This window comes from Sphingomonas sp. GM_Shp_1, assembly GCF_026540895.1.
Classification (GTDB): domain Bacteria; phylum Pseudomonadota; class Alphaproteobacteria; order Sphingomonadales; family Sphingomonadaceae; genus Sphingomonas.
This window is the reverse complement of record NZ_JALNUR010000050.1, coordinates 1-18,021: the sequence shown is the minus strand read 5'-3', so window position 1 is coordinate 18,021 and position 18,021 is coordinate 1. Positions and strand designations below refer to the sequence as shown.

11 protein-coding genes are annotated in these 18,021 nt (G+C 65.5%); 5 read left to right on the top strand and 6 right to left on the bottom strand.

What is annotated here, in order from left to right; translation table 11 throughout:
* Window positions 1-3 precede the first annotated feature (3 nt).
* Complete coding sequence (locus OXQ33_RS16415; RefSeq protein ID WP_267435750.1) at window positions 4-1,092, bottom strand: lactonase family protein; 1,089 nt, start codon at window positions 1,090-1,092, stop codon at window positions 4-6.
* Window positions 1,093-1,187: 95 nt separating this feature from the next.
* Window positions 1,188-3,668 carry an alkaline phosphatase PhoX gene (locus OXQ33_RS16410; RefSeq protein ID WP_267435749.1) on the bottom strand — a complete coding sequence of 827 codons (2,481 nt, stop codon included), beginning with the start codon at window positions 3,666-3,668 and terminating at the stop codon, window positions 1,188-1,190.
* 443 nt (window positions 3,669-4,111) lie between these two features.
* Here OXQ33_RS16410 and rplJ point away from each other — a divergent pair, with 443 nt between their 5' ends.
* The 4 genes from rplJ to OXQ33_RS16390 all read left to right on the top strand — a co-directional run bounded on the left by rplJ (window position 4,112) and on the right by OXQ33_RS16390 (window position 6,285).
* Window positions 4,112-4,633, top strand: coding sequence for a 50S ribosomal protein L10 (gene rplJ / locus OXQ33_RS16405; protein ID WP_267435748.1), 522 nt, complete (start codon window positions 4,112-4,114; stop codon window positions 4,631-4,633).
* Between the two features lie 69 nt (window positions 4,634-4,702).
* A complete protein-coding gene (gene rplL, locus OXQ33_RS16400; RefSeq protein WP_076711360.1) occupies window positions 4,703-5,077 on the top strand; it encodes a 50S ribosomal protein L7/L12 in 375 nt (124 codons plus the stop codon).
* Between the two features lie 208 nt (window positions 5,078-5,285).
* Window positions 5,286-5,456 (top strand): hypothetical protein, encoded by a 171-nt coding sequence (locus OXQ33_RS16395; protein ID WP_267435747.1) that lies wholly within the window; start codon window positions 5,286-5,288, stop codon window positions 5,454-5,456.
* 70 nt (window positions 5,457-5,526) lie between these two features.
* Window positions 5,527-6,285 (top strand): EF-hand domain-containing protein, encoded by a 759-nt coding sequence (locus OXQ33_RS16390; protein ID WP_267435746.1) that lies wholly within the window; start codon window positions 5,527-5,529, stop codon window positions 6,283-6,285.
* A gap of 10 nt (window positions 6,286-6,295) precedes the next feature.
* Here OXQ33_RS16390 and OXQ33_RS16385 read toward each other — a convergent pair whose 3' ends face one another.
* The 4 genes from OXQ33_RS16385 to rpoB all read right to left on the bottom strand — a co-directional run bounded on the left by OXQ33_RS16385 (window position 6,296) and on the right by rpoB (window position 17,385).
* Window positions 6,296-8,050 (bottom strand): hypothetical protein, encoded by a 1,755-nt coding sequence (locus OXQ33_RS16385; protein WP_267435745.1) that lies wholly within the window; start codon window positions 8,048-8,050, stop codon window positions 6,296-6,298.
* Window positions 8,051-8,332: 282 nt separating this feature from the next.
* Complete coding sequence (locus OXQ33_RS16380) at window positions 8,333-8,512, bottom strand: hypothetical protein (RefSeq protein WP_267435744.1); 180 nt, start codon at window positions 8,510-8,512, stop codon at window positions 8,333-8,335.
* A 270-nt stretch (window positions 8,513-8,782) separates the two neighbouring features.
* Window positions 8,783-13,069, bottom strand: a complete 4,287-nt coding sequence (gene rpoC / locus OXQ33_RS16375) for a DNA-directed RNA polymerase subunit beta' (RefSeq protein ID WP_267435743.1) — start codon at window positions 13,067-13,069, stop codon at window positions 8,783-8,785.
* A 137-nt stretch (window positions 13,070-13,206) separates the two neighbouring features.
* Window positions 13,207-17,385, bottom strand: a complete 4,179-nt coding sequence (gene rpoB / locus OXQ33_RS16370) for a DNA-directed RNA polymerase subunit beta (protein ID WP_267435742.1) — start codon at window positions 17,383-17,385, stop codon at window positions 13,207-13,209.
* 397 nt (window positions 17,386-17,782) lie between these two features.
* Here rpoB and OXQ33_RS16365 point away from each other — a divergent pair.
* Window positions 17,783-18,021 (top strand): hypothetical protein (locus OXQ33_RS16365; RefSeq protein ID WP_267435741.1); only part of this gene is annotated, 239 nt, incomplete at its 3' end.

The following is an 18,021-nucleotide window of genomic DNA, read 5'->3' as shown; positions in this document are numbered from 1 at the left end:
TCTTCAAACCTCGGCCAGGAACACCACGCCGGGGATGGCGATGCTCCGCCCCGTCGCGGTCAGATGACCGTCCGACCCGATCCGGAACGCCACGACCGTCCCCGACCGCTCGTTCGCCACCAGCATCTCGCCCCGCCCCTCGCGCAGCAGGAAGAAGCGCGGCCAGTCGCCTCCGGTCGGGACATGCTGCACCGCCTTGGGCTCCCCCTTCGCATCCAGGGCGAAGACGGTGATGCTGTTGGCCCCGCGATTGGAGACGTACAGCGTCCGCCCCGCCCGATCGATCGCGATATGCGCGGCGAAGGATGCGGGCCCTCCTTCGGGCACCAGCGCCCGCTCGCCCGCGGTGCGGAACCGGCCATCCTCCAGGACGTCGAGCACGAACAACTTGGTCTGCAACTCGCAGGCGACATAGGCGCGCGGCAAGGTCGGGTGGCGGACCATATGGCGCGGCCCCGCCCCCGCCGGGGCCTGCCAGGCGAGGACCGGCTCGGCCAGCGTCCGCACGGCGGGGTCGAAGCGATAGGCGAAGATCGCATCCGCCCCCAGATCGACCGAATGCAGCCAGTGGCGGTCGGGGCTGAACCCCACCCAATGCGCGTGCGGCCCCGCCTGGCGATCGGCATTGGGCCCCTTGCCCTGATGCTGGAAGACCTGCGCTTCGCCCGGTGCGCCGGTCCGCCGATCGAGCCGGTAGAAGGCGACCGAGCCGCTGGAATAATTGGCGACCGCCAGACAGGCCGAGCTGCGGTCGAGCGCGACATGACAGGGGTCCGCGCCGCCGGTCGACGCCCCGCCCCGCGAGCGCCAGCCGGGACCATAAGCGGCAATCCGCCCGCCGGTCTGTTCGCGGAGCAGATAAAAGGCGCCGCCGGGGCCGTTGCCGACGCCGAAAGAGGCGTTGACGATCCCCGCGACCGGCTTTCCCAACCGACCGTTCACGATCGGGTACAGCCCCTTGCCGCCCTCGTTCGTATAGGTGCCCGCGATCAGCCGGTCGCTGCCCGGTCCCTGCGCCAGCGCGGGTCCGATAGCACTCCCCAGACCGATCGCAGCCGCCCCGACCATGATCTCGCGCCGTGTGGTCGTCATGCCTCTCCCCTTTTTCGCAAGCCCTTCAAACGACAAAGGGGGCGGGAAGGCAATCGCCTTCCCGCCCCCGATGGGCTCGATATGCGGTCAGCCGATCAGATCGCGACCACGCCACCGTCATTCTTGGTGATGACGATGGTGGCCGAGCGCGGACGCACGGTCGCCGCCGCATTGCCCGCCTGGCTGTCGGGCCAGTTGCTGGTCGGGGCGGACGGCGTCGATGCGCCCTCACCCGGATGCTGGATGTTGACGAAGATCGAGGTGCCGTCCGGCGTCGAGTGGATGCCGGTGATCTCGCACTGCTTCGGCCCCACCAGGAAGCGCTTCAGCGTCACGCCGGGCGCCTTGCCGATCCGGGTGGTGACGGTCGCCGACGCGCTTCCGGCGGTGCTGGTCACCGAACGAGTGCCGCCGTCGCCGACCCGGCCCGGGATCGCGGCCAGCATCATGCAGTTGGTGACGTCGGTGAAGGCGCCGTCGTCGGTCTGGATCCACATCACCGGGGTCTGCTGCCCGGCGACATTGCTCGGCAGGCTGAACCACAGGCCGTCGGGCGACGAGAAGTCGTTGGTCGCATCCAGCCCCGACAGGTTGATATTGGTCGGATCCAGGTCTGCGCCCGCGCCGAAGGCGTAGACGTCCCAGGTGAAGCTGGTCGCCTCGGTCGTGTCGCCCGTCTCGCGGAGGCGGATGATATGGCCGTTGCGGTTGCCGACCGAGGTGGAGGGCGCATCGACATAGGCGCGTGGATTGGCCGCATCGACGCCGGTATTGCTGCCCGAGGCGACCGGCTTGCGCGAGCTGTTGTTGGTCAGCGTGCAGTACATCTCGCCGGTCGCCGGGTTGACGGCGGTCCATTCCGGCCGGTCCATCTTGGTCGCGCCCAGCACGTCGGCGGCCAGGCGGGTGTTGATGAGGACATCGGCCTGGTCGGCGAAGGGATAGACGCTGTTCGAGGCGTTCAGCCCGTTCTGCCCGAACACCAGCGGCATCCACTGGCCGGTGCCGTCGGCATTGAACTTGGCGACATAGAGGGTGCCATTGTCGAGATATTTGTCGCCCACCGCCAGGCGATCGCTGGCATTGGCGTCCGAGGCACTCCACGGGGTCGCCGAGACGAATTTGTAGATATATTCGTTCTGCGCGTCGTCGCCCATGTAGAAGGCGGGGCGGACGCCCGCGATCATCCGGCCGCTCTCGCAGCCTTCATGGTTCATGCGGCCCAGCGCGGTGCGCTTGCGCGGGGTGGAGGCAGGGTTGAACGGGTCGATCTCGACCACCCAGCCGAACTGGAAGGGCTCGTTGCGGAAATCGGCGGTGCCGTCGGCGGCGAGCGCCGCATCGGCGGTCGCATTCCAGCGGCGGAAGACGGTGCTGGACGGGTCGGACGGGGTCGCGGTCGCCCAGTTATAATTGCCGTTGCGCGGCTCGCTGATGCCATAGCGGGCCAGCGAGGCATTCTGCTTCGCATTGGTGGTGGCCCGCACCGCCGCGTCACCGCTGAGACGACGGAAATAGCCCGCCCAATTCTCTTCGTTGGTGAGGTAGGTGTGCCACGCCATGGTGCCGTTGGCGCAGTTGTTGATCGTGCCCCGCCCGCCGGTGCCGTCGGTCGAATAGGCGGTCTTCAGCCACGCATTGCCCTTGACCGGGCCGCTGAACGCCATCGGCGTATTGGGGGTGATGCGGCGGTTGAGCGACGAACCCTGGACATAGGACCAGGTGCCGTTCGTGCGGGTGACCTCGATCACCGATACGCCGTGGCACTCGATCTCCTTGATCGCCTCGCTCGCGGGACGCGGCGCCGGCGACATGCCGTTCACATGCAGATACTGCTCGCTGATATTCTCGTGGTTCAGGACCAGCAGGCCGCGCGTGCTGTTGTTCGGGTCCGGATTGCTGCCCGATGCCGACAGCCCGAAATAGCTCATGCCGTCATGATGGTCGCCCGCACGCTGCGCGAAATTGGTATCGGTGCCGTTGTTCGCATAGGCCGGGACACCCGAGGCGATCGGATCGCCCAAGCGATACAGCACCGTCACGCTATAGCCCGAGGGCACGGTGACCACGTCCGCCAGGCTGTGCGGCACGGCGGTGAAGTCGAGGGTGATCGGCGTGACCGTCACCGTGACCGTGTTGTTCGTGACCAGCCCGTCGCGGCTGGTGATTTCCAGCTTGAAGGCGAGCTGCGTCGCGGTCGCCACGGCGGGCGCACGGAACGAGGCGACGAGCTGGTTGGCGTTAGTCAGGGTGACCGACGGCCCCGCTGTCTGGCTCCAGTTGACGTTCGCCACCTTGCCGCTGCCGACGGTGCCGGTCAGCGTGACGGGGCGGCCCGCCGCGACGCTGGCGGTGCTGCCCGCTGCGGTCGCCGTCACGGCCTGCGGATTCTCGTCGTCGCAACCCGCCAGCAACGCGCCGCCGAACAGCGCGGTGGTCATCGCCGACACGCCGTGGCGCAGCGTCTGGCGACGCGACAGGCGGGTGGCGATCAGGTCGCTCATATGGATGTTGGTCGAACGGTTGGTGTCGATGTCGCCATCGTCATAGGCGACCAGATTGTTGATATCCGACATGGCAGATCCCCCGGGCACCGCGCGGGGAAGGCGCGGTCTCACGCCCCGTCGTTTGGCGACCAACCAAGTCATCCCGGCTTCATTTCCGCGTCATGTCGGTGACGCAGGGATGACTCTGTGGTGACATCGGCGTCATCCTGTCGCATCGCTTGACTCGCGCCGCCGATCCGCCTAAGCGCACCCCCGCATCCGGATGGGCTCGCTCATTCGGATTCCGTCCAAGACAGCAGGTGCCGGGGAATATGCCCTGGCTTAATCTCCTGCCGAGACGGGGAAAAGGATTTTGCCGGTCGCTCCAGCTTGCTGGTCCCGCCCGGTCTGCCCCGCGTTTCTCACGCGTCGGTTGCCCATTCCCCATCGCTGGACACCCCGAGGGGTGGTCACACCCCCCGGTCAAGCAACCGGGATGACCGTTCGCGGTCGTTCCAACCATGGAGAATGGCATGGATCGCGATCAAAAGACCCAGGCCGTCGCCGAACTGAACCGTAACTTCAACGAGGTCGGTGTGGTGGTCATCACCCGCAACCTCGGCATGACCGTCGCCCAGTCGACGGCCCTGCGCACGAAGATGCGGGAAGCCGGCGCGTCCTACAAGGTCTCGAAGAACCGGCTTGCCAAGATCGCAGCCCAGGGCACCGACTATGCCGGTGTCGCTGACATGCTGACGGGTCCCGTCGGCATCGCCAGCTCGATCGATCCCGTGGCCGCCGCCAAGGTGGCCGTGGAATTCGCCAAGACGACCGACAAGTTCGAGATCGTCGGCGGATCGATGGGTGCGAACGTCCTTGATGTCGCAGGCGTGCAGGCGCTGGCGACTCTGCCCTCGCTGGACGAGCTCCGGGCGAAGATTGTCGGCCTCATCGTCGCTCCCGCGACGAAGCTGGCGACCATCACCCAGGCTCCCGCGGCGCAGATCGCCCGCGTCCTCGCGGCTTATGCCGACAAGGACAAGGAAGCCGCCTGATCTTCGGGCGTACACGATTGAACTGACACACTCGGGCCATTTTAGACGGCCCGTATTGGAGATAAGAACATGGCAGACCTGAACGCGCTGGTTGACCAGCTGAGCGAGCTGACCGTCCTCGAAGCCGCTGAGCTTTCGAAGCTGCTCGAAGAGAAGTGGGGCGTCTCGGCCGCCGCTGCTGTTGCTGCGGCTCCTGCCGCTGGCGGCGCTGCTGCTCCGGCCGCTGAAGAGAAGACCGAATTCGACGTGATCCTCACCGGCGACGGTGGCAAGAAGATCAACGTCATCAAGGAAGTCCGTGCGATCACCGGCCTGGGCCTGACGGAAGCCAAGGCGCTGGTCGAAGGCGCTCCGAAGCCCGTCAAGGAAGGCATTGCCAAGGACGAGGCCGAGAAGATCAAGAAGCAGCTCGAAGAAGCCGGCGCGACCGTCGAGCTCAAGTAATCGGACTGCGGCAGGGCAACCTGCCGCACCCGTTCGCTTGGCGAGCTAAGGATAAGGGCGGCCCCTTCGCGGGGGTCGCCCTTTTCTGTTAAAGCGGGGCGCGCCAGGGTCCCGGTTGCGACACTTCGCGACAACGCGATCAAACTTTTCAGATACCTGACGGCTAGGGATGCCTCTCCCCCTCCCACGACCATGTCAGGATAGAAGCATGACCCGTTCCAAGAGCATCGCCTCAATCGCGGCCGCGCTGGCCGCCACCATGCTGGTTTCGGCCCCCGTCGCGGCGCGCCCTGATCCTCATCACGGCAAGAAGCACGTCTGCAAGATCGAGAAGAAGCACGGCAAGCGCGTCAAGGTCTGCCGCTGGGTCCGTCGCTGATCCCTCCGGCCCGGGCGACGCGCTTGCCCGGGCCGCCGACCTGTCGAACAGCATCGGAAAGCCCTTGATCATGCGTGCAGCGATCCTCGCCCTCTGTTGCGTCCTGGCCGGATGCGCCGCCGATCGGCCGCACAGGGGGCCGCCGGGCGGCGGACGCCATGGCGGCTTTCCCGGCGGAGGACGCCCCGGCGGTCGCGGCCCGCTGTTCGCCAGCCCGATGGGCGAGCCCTTTCACGGCCCCGATGGCGAGCGGCGCTGGTTCGCCGGTGCCGATACGAACAGCGACGGCGCGCTGACCCCCGCCGAGTTCGAGGCGGATGCCCTGCGCTTCTTCGCGGTGCTGGATCGCGGCAAGGACGGCGAGATCGATCCCGACGATCTGCAATGGTATGAGACCGAACTGTTTCCCGAACTGCGCGTGGCCGGGCCGGGCGGGGGTACGCGCATGGCCGGTGGCCGTGGCGGCGGCGGACGCGGCGGAATGGGCGGCGGACGTCGAGGCGGCGGCGGCATGGGCGGCGGAATGGGTCGCGGCGGCATGGGCGGCGGTCGCGGCGGCGGCGGTGATCAGCCCGACGGGCGCGCGGCGGCCAGCCTGGCGGGTCGCCAGGGCGCCGGGCGCTTCAGCTATCTCGACATACCCGAACCAGTCGCTTCGGCGGACAGCAACTTTAATCGCGGTGTATCCGCACAGGAATTCGTCGCGGCGGCGGACAAGCGCTTCGCACTGCTGGACCTGAACCATGATCGGCGATTGACGCTGGCCGAGCTTCCCTCGATCCACCGGGGCCGCCCCGCACCGGACGAAGGCGCGCGACCGGTCGGCTGATCACATCCCCCTATCGCGACCAGGGCCGGGCCTGTCGCATGTCGAGGCGGCAGACCTGGCGCAGTCCGTGCCGCGCGACATAGCGCGTCACCCGCGCCTCATAATCCCGCGCCAGCGGATCGGCGAAATTCCAGTCGGGCGGGTTGAAGGTCGAAAAGCCGTTGATCGTCGGCACCCGCCACTGTTCGGCCAGGAACATCGCATCGACATTGTGCGGATAGAGCGCGTTCAACTCGGCATTGACGTAGAGCGTTTCCCCCGCGCGCGATGCGACCACGTAGAAGACACGGCAGTCGGCGGGCGGCGGCGGAATCGCATCGAGCGCGGCGCGCTGTTCGCGGCGGCTGAGTTGCGCAGCGGTCTCGGCGCTCAGATTCTCGGCCAGCAGCAGCGTGACGATCGCGACGCCCCACCAGGGCTTGCTTCGCAACAAGGCCGCCATCCGCGCACGCCAGGCATAGACGACGATCAGCAGGAACGGCAGGGTCAGCCAGAGCTGATAGCGCGACACGACCCGCAAGCCCTTGGCCCCCGGCACCAGATAGAAGACCAGGTTCCACGGCGAGAGGATCCAGAATTGCAGCGTCAGCGCCCAGCCGACGATCATCGCCAGCGTGAAGGCGCGCCATTCGACCGAAACGGTCGCCCCCTCCCCCACCGGACGGCGACGCAGGATACGCCACGCCGTGACGATCAGCAGGATGCAGAAGATCGGCGGGAACCCCACCTCATGCTCGCCGCGCAGCACCCGGCCCGGCAGCGCCGGATCGTCGGGCAGCGCTTGATGCACCAGCGCCAGCAGCGGACGAAACATCCAACCCCAGAGGTAATTGTCTGGCCCGACATTCACCATGTCGATCACTGGCGTGATGAGATAGCCCAGCATCTCGAAATAGCCCTCGCCCCCCGTCTCGCGCAGCTTGGGCAGATAGACGGCGAGGAAGGGCAGGATCAGCACCGCGAAGCTGCCAAGGCCGCAGGCGATGGTCCCGGCATGACGACGGACCAGCGCGATGATCGCGGCGGGCTGCGCCTGGTCGCCAAGCACCGCCCAGCACAATAGGAACAGACAGGCCGAGAAGATCGTGAACCAGGCCATATAATAGGATGTCATCAGCCACGCCGCGATCAGCGCGGCCAGCGCCACCGCCAACAAGCGCGCACGGGCGTGTCGCCCTATCGCCTCGGCCCGAACGCACGCGATGGCCAGCATCATCGCGACCGGCATCAACGCGACGCTCTGCAACTGCGCATGGACCGCCTGAAGCGCAATGTTGCTCGCGATGGTGAAGGACAACGCGACGAACAGCCCCGCCCCACGGCCCCAGCCCAGCGACCGTGTCACCAGCGCATAGGCCCCGAAAAACCCGATCGTCTTGAAGGTCAGGATATTCAGCGTGTCGGCATGAAAGGGATCGGCGAACAACCGCCAGAAGGAATAGGACAGGCCATAGAGGAAATAGCCATCGTTATAGCCCAGCGTACCGTCATAGGGATGAAAGTAGAATCCGCCATTCCACGGCGACACGCCCGACCAGACATTGCGCCAATGTTCGAGGATGGTCATCTCGATCAGCCCGTCCGCCCGGTCACCGAAACCGAGATCGAAACCACTGATGATCGGCACGCGGAGGACGATCGCCATGGCGACGAGATAGACCAGCCACAACGCCGCCATGGCCCGTGCCTGGCCGCCCAGGCTTTGTCCGGCGGGATAGGACGCCGGAAAGGTCGCGGACGGCAGAGCGGATCGTTCACGGTGCATCGGTGCCGCGTAAATCCGCCTCACCTCCCTGTCGAGCGAACATTCCGATCCGGGCCTAATCTGCCCGCCGGTCGAGTTCCCAACCTGCTGGCCAGCGTGGCTTGGGTGAGAGGTTGAGGGAGCCAAAGGCTCACTCTTGCAATGCGCCAGCCCCCGGTCAGCATCGACCAAGCCAGAAGCCTTCCCGGCTCACCACCCACCCGACATAACGAAACCGCCCCGACCAGGATGGCCGAGGCGGCTGCGATATTCTCCCATCAGGTGTGGGCCGTACGCGCTCGGTTACTCCGCCGCCTCGGCCGCCGTGTTCGCGTCGGGCTGGCTGTAAGCGCGGTCCAGATAATGGTTGGCGATGATGTAATGCGCTCGAACCGCTGCCGGGTGGGTCGCCTTCTGGGCCAATTCTAGTTCTGTTTCAGCACGTTGGTAGAAATAGTCTTCGTCAATCTCGGGGGACGTCATTTCAGGTCTCCGGGGTCCCATCGGCACGCCAATAACCCGCGCGCGTCCGGGATCTTCTCCAATATTCGTATATGGTTGGGAGGGCGTTTCGGTTCCCGCGCGACGGCTTCGCGCACCCTCCATTCGGCGCAAATCCGTCGTTTTCGTCGCAACGCATCCTCCGCCATGCGGGGCCGGCGGCGTCAATCTCAAAGCGTTGGTCGGTGCCAGTAAAAAGCCGCCGCCCGGTTGCCCGGACGGCGGCCCTTCAGTTTCGATCCGTCAGACGGATCAGTCGTTCAGATACTCGCCGGCATCGGCGTCCGTGCCGTGGCCCGAGGGGGCAACCTCGGCCAGCGGATCGTTGCCGGTGCCGCCCGCGTCACGCGCCGAACGCGCCTGCTCGGCAGCCCGTTCTTCGGCGGCGCTGACCGGCGCGATGATCGCCTCGGCCAGCTTGCGCTGCTGCGCCCGGAGCGCGGCGTCGCGGCTGGAGGCCGCCACGCGCAGGCGGTTCATGCCCGCACCGGTGCCCGCCGGGATCAGGCGGCCGACGATGACATTCTCCTTCAGACCCATCAGCGTGTCCTGCTTGCCTTGGACCGCCGCCTCGGTGAGGACGCGGGTGGTCTCCTGGAACGACGCCGCCGAGATGAAGCTGCGGGTCTGCAAGCTCGCCTTGGTGATGCCGAGCAGCACGGGCTTGCCCTGCGCCCGCGCCTGGTTCGGCTCGAGCTTCTCGTTGATCGCGTCCATTTCCTCGCGATCGACCTGCTCGCCCTTCAGCAGCGTGGTGTCGCCGCCGTCGGTGATCTCGACCTTCTGCAGCATCTGACGAACGATCGTCTCGATGTGCTTGTCGTTGATCTTCACGCCCTGGAGTCGATAGACTTCCTGGATTTCGCTGACCAGATATTCGGCCAGCGGCTCCACGCCCATCGTTTCCAGAATGTCGTGCGGATCGGGCGAGCCGCCGATCAGGTTGTCGCCACGCTTGACGTAGTCGCCTTCCTGAACGTCGATCACCTTCGACTTGGGCACCAGATACTCGACGACCTCGCCGCCATCCTCGGGCTGGATGCCGATCTTGCGCTTCGCCTTATAGTCCTTGCCGAACACCACACGGCCCGAGACCTTGGCGATGATCGCCGAGTCCTTGGGAACGCGCGCCTCGAACAGCTCGGCGACGCGCGGCAGACCGCCGGTGATGTCGCGGGTCTTGGCCGATTCGCGGGCGACACGCGCCAGAACGTCACCGCCCTGCACCTGCGCCCCGTCCTCGACCGAGAGCGTCGCACCCGGCGCCAGCATGTAGCGACCGGCCTCGCCCGAATTGTCGTCGAGCAGGGTCATGCGCGGACGCAGATCCTCCTTCGACTTGGTCGAGGCGCGGTACTCGGTGACGACGCGCTGGGCGATACCCGTGGCTTCGTCGACCTGCTCGGTCAGGGTCTTACCCTCGATCAGGTCCTGGAACTTCACCGTACCGGGGTTTTCCGTGATCACCGGCATGGTGAACGGATCCCACTCGGCCATGCGGTCGCCCTTCGACACGATGTGACCATCGTCGAACAGCACGTACGCACCGTAAGGGATACGGTCGACCGAGAGCTCGCGGCCGTCCATGTCGACGATCGCGATTTCGCCCGAACGGCTCAGCACCACGCGACGGCCGCGCTGATCGGTGATCAGGCGCAGGTCGCGGAATTCGACCGTACCATCGGCCGCCGCTTCCAGGTTCGACTGCTCGTTCAGCTGCGCCGCGCCACCGATGTGGAAGGTACGCATGGTCAGCTGCGTACCCGGCTCACCGATCGACTGCGCCGCGATGACGCCGACCGCTTCGCCGATATTCACCGGCGTACCGCGAGCGAGGTCACGGCCATAGCATTTGCCGCAGACACCGATCTTCGACTCGCAGACCAGCGGGCTGCGGATCTTGACCGACTGGGTGTTCGCCGCCTCGATCCGTGCGACCATCGGCTCGTCGAGCAGGACGCCCGACGGGATGATGACTTCGCCGGTCTTGGCGTTGACGATGTCCTCGGCCGTGGTGCGGCCCAGGATACGCTCGCCGAGCGAGGCGATGGTCGAGCCGCCCTGCACGATCGCCTTCATCTCCAGGGCGCGGGTGGTGCCGCAATCCTCTTCGATGATGACGCAGTCCTGGCTGACGTCCACCAGACGGCGGGTCAGGTAACCCGAGTTCGCCGTCTTCAGTGCCGTGTCGGCCAGGCCCTTACGCGCGCCGTGGGTCGAGTTGAAGTATTCAAGGACGGTCAGACCTTCCTTGAAGTTCGAGATGATCGGCGTTTCGATGATCTCGCCCGACGGCTTGGCCATCAGGCCGCGCATGCCCGCAAGCTGCTTGATCTGGGCGGGGCTACCACGGGCGCCCGAGTGGGCCATCATGTAGATCGAGTTGATCGGCTTCTCGCGGCCCTCCATCGGGCCGTCCTCGTAATGCCGGACCGCCTTGATCTCGTTCATCATCGAGTTCGCGACCTGGTCGCCGCAACGGCTCCAGGCGTCGATCACCTTGTTGTACTTCTCCTGCTGCGTGATCAGGCCGTCCTGATACTGCTGCTCGAAGTCCTTCACCTGCTCGCGCGTCTCGTCGACCAGCCGATCCTTGTCCGGCGCGATGATCATGTCGTCCTTGCCGAACGAGATGCCGGCGCGGAAGGCGTGGCGGAAGCCCAGCGACATGATCGCGTCGGCGAACAGCACCGTCTCCTTCTGGCCGGTGTGACGATAGACCTCGTCGATCACCTCGCCGACGTCCTTCTTGGTCAGGACGCGGTTGACGATGTCGAAGGGCACCTTGTGGCTCTTCGGCAGGCATTCGCCCAGCAGCATGCGACCCGGCGTGGTCTCATAGCGCTTGAGATACTGGTTGCCCTGCTCATCGGTCTGCGGAACGCGGCTGATGATCTTGGTGTGGAGCGTGACGGCGCCCGCGAAGAGGGCCTGATGGACCTCCTCCATGTCCGCCAGCATCATGCCCTCGCCCGGTTCCTTCTGCTTTTCGAGCGAGAGGTAGTACAGGCCCAGCACCATGTCCTGCGACGGCACGATGATCGGCTTGCCGTTGGCGGGCGACAGGATGTTGTTGGTCGACATCATCAGGACGCGCGCTTCCAGCTGCGCTTCGAGCGACAGGGGAACGTGCACGGCCATCTGGTCGCCGTCGAAGTCGGCATTGAACGCCGAGCAGACCAGCGGGTGAAGCTGGATCGCCTTGCCTTCGATCAGCACCGGCTCGAACGCCTGGATGCCCAGACGGTGGAGCGTCGGCGCGCGGTTCAGCATGACCGGGTGCTCGCGGATCACCTCGTCCAGGATGTCCCAGACTTCCTTGCGCTCCTTCTCGACCCACTTCTTGGCCTGCTTCAGGGTCATCGACAGACCCTTGGCGTCGAGGCGCGCATAGATGAACGGCTTGAACAGCTCGAGCGCCATCTTCTTCGGGAGCCCGCACTGGTGCAGCTTCAGCTCCGGACCGGTCACGATGACCGAACGGCCCGAATAGTCGACGCGCTTGCCGAGCAGGTTCTGACGGAAGCGGCCCTGCTTGCCCTTGAGCATGTCGGACAGCGACTTCAGCGGACGCTTGTTGGCGCCGGTGATCGTGCGGCCGCGACGGCCGTTGTCGAACAGCGCGTCGACCGCTTCCTGCAACATGCGCTTTTCGTTGCGGACGATGATGTCCGGCGCGCGCAGCTCCATCAGCCGCTTCAGGCGGTTGTTGCGGTTGATGACGCGGCGATACAGGTCGTTCAGGTCCGAGGTCGCGAAGCGACCACCGTCCAGCGGCACCAGCGGGCGCAGTTCGGGCGGGATGACCGGGATCACTTCCAGGATCATCCATTCGGGACGGTTGCCCGATTCGATGAAGCTCTCGACGACCTTCAGGCGCTTGATGATCTTCTTGGGCTTCAGCTCCGACTTGGTCGTCGCCAGCTCTTCCAGAAGCTGCACGCGCTCGCCCTCGAGGTCGAGGCTTTCGAGCATGATGCGGACCGCCTCGGCGCCGATGCCGGCGGAGAAGGCGTCCTCGCCATATTCATCCTGCGCGTCGAGCAGTTCGTCCTCGGTGAGAAGCTGATACTTCTCCAGCGGGGTCAGGCCCGGCTCGATGACGATATAGGCTTCGAAGTACAGCACGCGCTCGAGCTGCTTGAGCTGCATGTCGAGCAGCAGGCCGATGCGGCTGGGCAGCGACTTCAGGAACCAGATATGCGCGACGGGAGCGGCCAGTTCGATATGGCCCATCCGCTCGCGGCGGACCTTCGACACCGTAACCTCGACACCGCACTTTTCGCAGACGATGCCCTTGTACTTCATACGCTTGTACTTGCCGCACAAGCATTCGTAATCCTTGATCGGACCGAAGATACGCGCGCAGAACAGGCCGTCACGTTCCGGCTTGAACGTGCGATAGTTGATCGTCTCGGGCTTCTTGATCTCGCCGAACGACCAGGAACGGATCTTGTCGGGCGACGCGATGCCGATCTGAATCTGGTCAAAGGTTTCCGGCTTGGCCACCGGATTGGCGAAGTTGGTCAGTTCGTTCATCTTGATGAACCTCTTTCAATTCGTAGCCCTCTCCCCATTGGGGAGAGGGTTGGGTGAGGGGTCGCCACGGGCGATGGTCTCGATGAGACTCCGCCCCTCACCCCGACCCTCTCCCCGGCGGGGAGAGGGAGAATGGCTTACTCCGCGGCTTCGGCGAGCCCGTCGTCCTGCGCCTCTTCCATCGACTTCAAGTCGACGTTGAGACCCAGCGAGCGCATTTCCTTGACCAGCACGTTGAAGCTTTCCGGGATGCCCGCCTCGAAGGTGTCGTCGCCCTTGACGATCGCTTCGTAGACCTTGGTGCGGCCGACCACGTCGTCCGACTTCACCGTAAGCATTTCCTGGAGCGTGTACGCCGCGCCATAAGCCTGCAGCGCCCACACTTCCATTTCCCCGAAGCGCTGGCCACCGAACTGCGCCTTACCGCCCAGCGGCTGCTGGGTGACCAGGCTGTACGGCCCGATCGAACGCGCGTGGATCTTGTCGTCGACCAGGTGGTGGAGCTTCAGCATATAGATGATGCCCACGGTCACCTTGCGGTCGAACTGATCGCCGGTGCGCCCGTCGAACAGGTCCGACTGGCCCGAGGTGTGCAGACCCGCCAGCTCCAGCATCTCCGACACGTCGCTTTCGCGCGCGCCGTCGAACACCGGGGTCCCCATCGGCACGCCGGTGCGGATATTCTGGACCAGTTCGGCTACTTCCTCGTCGTCACGGTTCTTGATGTCTTCGGCGTAGTGATCGCCGTAGATCTCCACGAGCCGTTCCTTGACCGCTTCCGGCACCGCGCCCGGCTTGGCATCCGGATTGGCTTCGCGCCAATCCTCGAGCTGCGCCGCGACCTGCATACCCAGGTTGCGCGCCGCCCAGCCGAGGTGGGTCTCGAAGATCTGACCGACGTTCATGCGCGACGGCACGCCCAGCGGGTTCAGCACGAGATCGACCGGCGTACCGTCCGCGAGGAAGGGCATATCCTCCTGCGGCAGGATGCGGCTGATGACGCCCTTGTTGCCGTGACGGCCGGCCATCTTGTCGCCCGGCTGCAGCTTGCGCTTCACCGCCACGAAGACCTTGACCATCTTCAGCACGCCCGGCGGCAGCTCGTCGCCCCGTTCCAGCTTGTCGCGGCGATCATGGAACTTGTCCGTGATCCGCTTGGCGGCTTCGTCATACTGCGCCTTGACCGCTTCCAGATCGCTCTGGCGCGCATCGTCGGCGACGGCGAACTTCCACCATTCGTGGCGATCGACCGATTCCAGCACCTCGGCGTCGATGACGATGCCCTTCTTGACGCCCTTGGGCGCGGCGGTGGCGGTCTGGTCGAGCAGCATCTCGCGCAGGCGGCTCCAGGTCGCCCGGTTGAGGATCGTGCGCTCGTCGTCGGCGTCCTTCTTCAGACGCTCGATCTCCTCGCGCTCGATCGCCATCGCGCGCTCGTCCTTGTCGATGCCGTGACGATTGAAGACGCGCACGTCGACGATCGTACCGGCCACGCCCGGCGGCAGACGCAGCGAGGTGTCGCGCACGTCGCTGGCCTTTTCACCGAAGATGGCGCGGAGGAGCTTTTCCTCCGGCGTCATCGGCGATTCGCCCTTCGGCGTGATCTTGCCGACCAGGATGTCGCCCGGCTCCACCTCGGCCCCGACATAGACGATGCCGGCCTCGTCGAGGTTGCGCAGCGCCTCTTCGCCCACGTTCGGAATGTCGCGAGTGATGTCTTCCGGCCCGAGCTTGGTGTCGCGCGCCATGACTTCGAACTCGTCGATATGGATCGACGTGAACACGTCGTCCTTCACGATCCGCTCGGAGATGAGGATCGAGTCCTCATAGTTGTAGCCGTTCCAGGGCATGAACGCGACGAGCGCGTTGCGGCCCAGCGCCAGTTCGCCGAACTCGGTCGAGGGACCGTCGGCGATCACGTCACCGGCGTTGACCACGTCACCCACCTTCACCAGCGGACGCTGGTTGATGCAGGTCGACTGGTTCGAACGCTGGAACTTCATCAGCGTGTAGATGTCGACGCCCGACTTGCCCGCATCGACCTCACCGGTCGCACGCACCACGATACGTGCCGCATCGACCTGGTCGACGATACCCGCACGCTTCGCCGCGATCGCTGCACCCGAGTCGCGGGCCACGGTCTCTTCCATGCCGGTGCCGACGAAGGGCGCTTCCGCCTTCACCAGCGGCACGGCCTGACGCTGCATGTTCGAGCCCATGAGCGCGCGGTTGGCGTCGTCGTTTTCCAGGAACGGAATGAGCGAGGCGGCGACCGAGACGAGCTGCTTGGGCGACACGTCCATCAGGGTGATCTGATCGGGCAGCGCCATCAGGAATTCGCCCGCCTGACGCGCCGAGACCAGATCCTCGACGAAGCGGCCTTCCTCGTCCGTCGCGGCCGAGGCCTGGGCGACGGTGTGCTTCTGCTCTTCCATCGCCGACAGGTACACGACCTCGTCGGTGACCTTGCCGTCGATCACCTTGCGGTACGGCGTCTCGATGAAGCCGTACTTGTTGACGCGGGCGAAGGTCGACAGCGAGTTGATCAGACCGATGTTCGGGCCTTCCGGCGTTTCGATCGGGCAGATGCGGCCATAGTGGGTCGGGTGAACGTCGCGGACTTCGAAGCCCGCACGCTCGCGCGTCAGACCGCCCGGCCCGAGCGCCGAGACGCGACGCTTGTGCGTCACTTCGGACAGCGGGTTGGTCTGGTCCATGAACTGCGAGAGCTGCGACGAACCGAAGAACTCGCGCACCGCGGCGACCGCGGGCTTGGCGTTGATCAGGTCGTTCGGCATGACGGTCGACACGTCGACCGACGACATGCGCTCCTTGACCGCACGCTCCATGCGCAGCAGGCCGACGCGATACTGGTTCTCCAGCAGCTCGCCCACCGAGCGCACGCGACGGTTACCGAGATTGTCGATATCGTCGATCTCGCCCTTGCCGTCCTTCAGGTCGACCAGGGTCTTGACGACCGCCAGAATGTCCTCGGTGCGCAGCGTCGTCACCGTGTCCGGGCAGTCGAGGTCGAGGCGCATGTTCAGCTTGACGCGACCCACGGCCGACAGATCGTAGCGGTCGGGATCGAAGAACAGGCCGGCGAACAGCGCTTCCGCCGTCTCCAGCGTCGGCGGCTCGCCGGGGCGCATGACGCGGTAGATGTCCGACAGCGCCTGCTCGCGCTCTTCGGCCTTGTCGGCCTTCAGCGTGTTGCGGATCCACGGGCCGGTCGCGACATGGTCGATGTCGAGCAGTTCGATCGTGTCGACGCCCGCCTTGTCCAGCGCTTCCAGATTCTCGGCGCTGATCTCGTCACCGGCTTCGACATAGATTTCGCCGGTCTGCTCGTTGATCAGGTCATAGGCCGAATAGCGACCGAAGATTTCCTCGGTCGGGATCAGCAGCTGCGACAGGCCGTCCTTGGCGGCCTTATTCGCAGCACGCGGGCTGATCTTCTGACCGGCCGGGAACACGACCTCACCCGAATTCGCATCGACGATGTCGAACATCGGCTTGGCGCCGCGCCAATTCTCGGCCTGGAACGGGATCTTCCAGCCGCCGTCGCCACGGACGAAGGTCAGGCGGTTGTAGAAATAGTTGAGGATCTCTTCCGAGTTCATGCCCAGCGCATAGAGCAGCGCCGTCACCGGCAGCTTGCGCTTGCGGTCGATACGGACGTTGACGATGTCCTTGGCGTCGAACTCGAAGTCCAGCCACGAGCCGCGATACGGGATCACGCGCGCGGCGAACAGATACTTGCCCGAGGCATGGGTCTTGCCGCGATCATGGTCGAACAGCACGCCCGGCGAACGGTGCATCTGGCTGACGATGACGCGCTCGGTGCCGTTGATGAAGAAGGTGCCGTTCTCCGTCATCAGGGGCATGTCGCCCATGTAGACGTCCTGCTCCTTGATATCGATGACCGACTTGGCTTCGGTATCGGGATCGACCTCGAACGCGGTCAGGCGCAGCGTGACGCGCATCGGCGCGGCATAGGTGATGCCCCGCTGGCGGCATTCCTCGACGTCGAACTTGGGGTCTTCGAGGACGTAATCGTCGAAGTCGAGATAGGCGGTGCCGGCGAAATCCTGGATCGGGAAGACGCTGCGCAGCGTCTTTTCCAGCCCCGAGACATGGCCCGTGGACTTGTCCGAACGCAGGAACTGTTCGTAACTTTCGCGCTGAACCTCGATCAGGTTCGGCATCTGCACCACTTCGTGGATGTCGCCGAACACCTTGCGGATACGCCGCTTGGCGGTGCCGCCATCGCCCTTGCGGGGGGCGGAGCCGCTGTCGATCGCCTTGGTTGCCATGGGTCTGTCTGCCTCGTCAGCCGTAAATCACTGCCCGGATGCCTCCGGGCGAGACGCAACGACAGACGCCGAAAGGCCGCTCGCATCGATGTGCGGCGGCATCCGGCGTCCGTTGAACCAACAATCTCCCATTCGACCGACACGCTGCGCGAAGGCGCATCATTTCCCGAAGATTGTGGTGGATGGTCGCGATATAAGGGCGATACCCCCCGGTGTCAAACCGGGACACGCGCCCACGCGGGGAAAGTTCCCGCGCCAACCCGCTCTGCCATATATTGGCCGCATATGGCGGTACACAAGGGGTTGCATCCGCCGGTCCTACCGGGCACGGCTTAGCGGTCGGGCCGGTAGCCCGAGCGGCCGGTGAAGATTATAGTTACCACGAGGAATGCCTTTCATGACATCGTCCGGGCCGCGTCGCATCGCGCGCCTCCTTGCCCTGACGCTGGCGCCGGTGCTCGCTCCGATGCTGGCCGGGCCCGCCCTCGCCCAGACCGCGCCCCAGGATGGTGATGCCGCCCCCCGCCCCTCGACGAGCGGCCTGGACGGGTTCAGCCTGAGCCCGCGCACGACCACCCCGCAGGCCGTGCAGACGCCGGTCCCGACCCCGGCGACGCCGCGCCTCGTCCTGCCGAG

Bases quoted from the DNA above. Each gene is read 5' to 3' on its own strand.
- OXQ33_RS16385 (WP_267435745.1), bottom strand. From the start codon at position 8,050: ATGCACCGTGAACGATCCGCTCTGCCGTCCGCGACCTTTCCGGCGTCC.
- OXQ33_RS16380 (WP_267435744.1), bottom strand. From the start codon at position 8,512: ATGACGTCCCCCGAGATTGACGAAGACTATTTCTACCAACGTGCTGAA.
- OXQ33_RS16390 (WP_267435746.1), top strand. From the start codon at position 5,527: ATGCGTGCAGCGATCCTCGCCCTCTGTTGCGTCCTGGCCGGATGCGCC.
- rpoB (WP_267435742.1), bottom strand. From the start codon at position 17,385: ATGGCAACCAAGGCGATCGACAGCGGCTCCGCCCCCCGCAAGGGCGAT.
- rplJ (WP_267435748.1), top strand. From the start codon at position 4,112: ATGGATCGCGATCAAAAGACCCAGGCCGTCGCCGAACTGAACCGTAAC.
- rplL (WP_076711360.1), top strand. From the start codon at position 4,703: ATGGCAGACCTGAACGCGCTGGTTGACCAGCTGAGCGAGCTGACCGTC.
- rpoC (WP_267435743.1), bottom strand. From the start codon at position 13,069: ATGAACGAACTGACCAACTTCGCCAATCCGGTGGCCAAGCCGGAAACC.
- OXQ33_RS16395 (WP_267435747.1), top strand. From the start codon at position 5,286: ATGACCCGTTCCAAGAGCATCGCCTCAATCGCGGCCGCGCTGGCCGCC.
- OXQ33_RS16410 (WP_267435749.1), bottom strand. From the start codon at position 3,668: ATGTCGGATATCAACAATCTGGTCGCCTATGACGATGGCGACATCGAC.
- OXQ33_RS16415 (WP_267435750.1), bottom strand. From the start codon at position 1,092: ATGACGACCACACGGCGCGAGATCATGGTCGGGGCGGCTGCGATCGGT.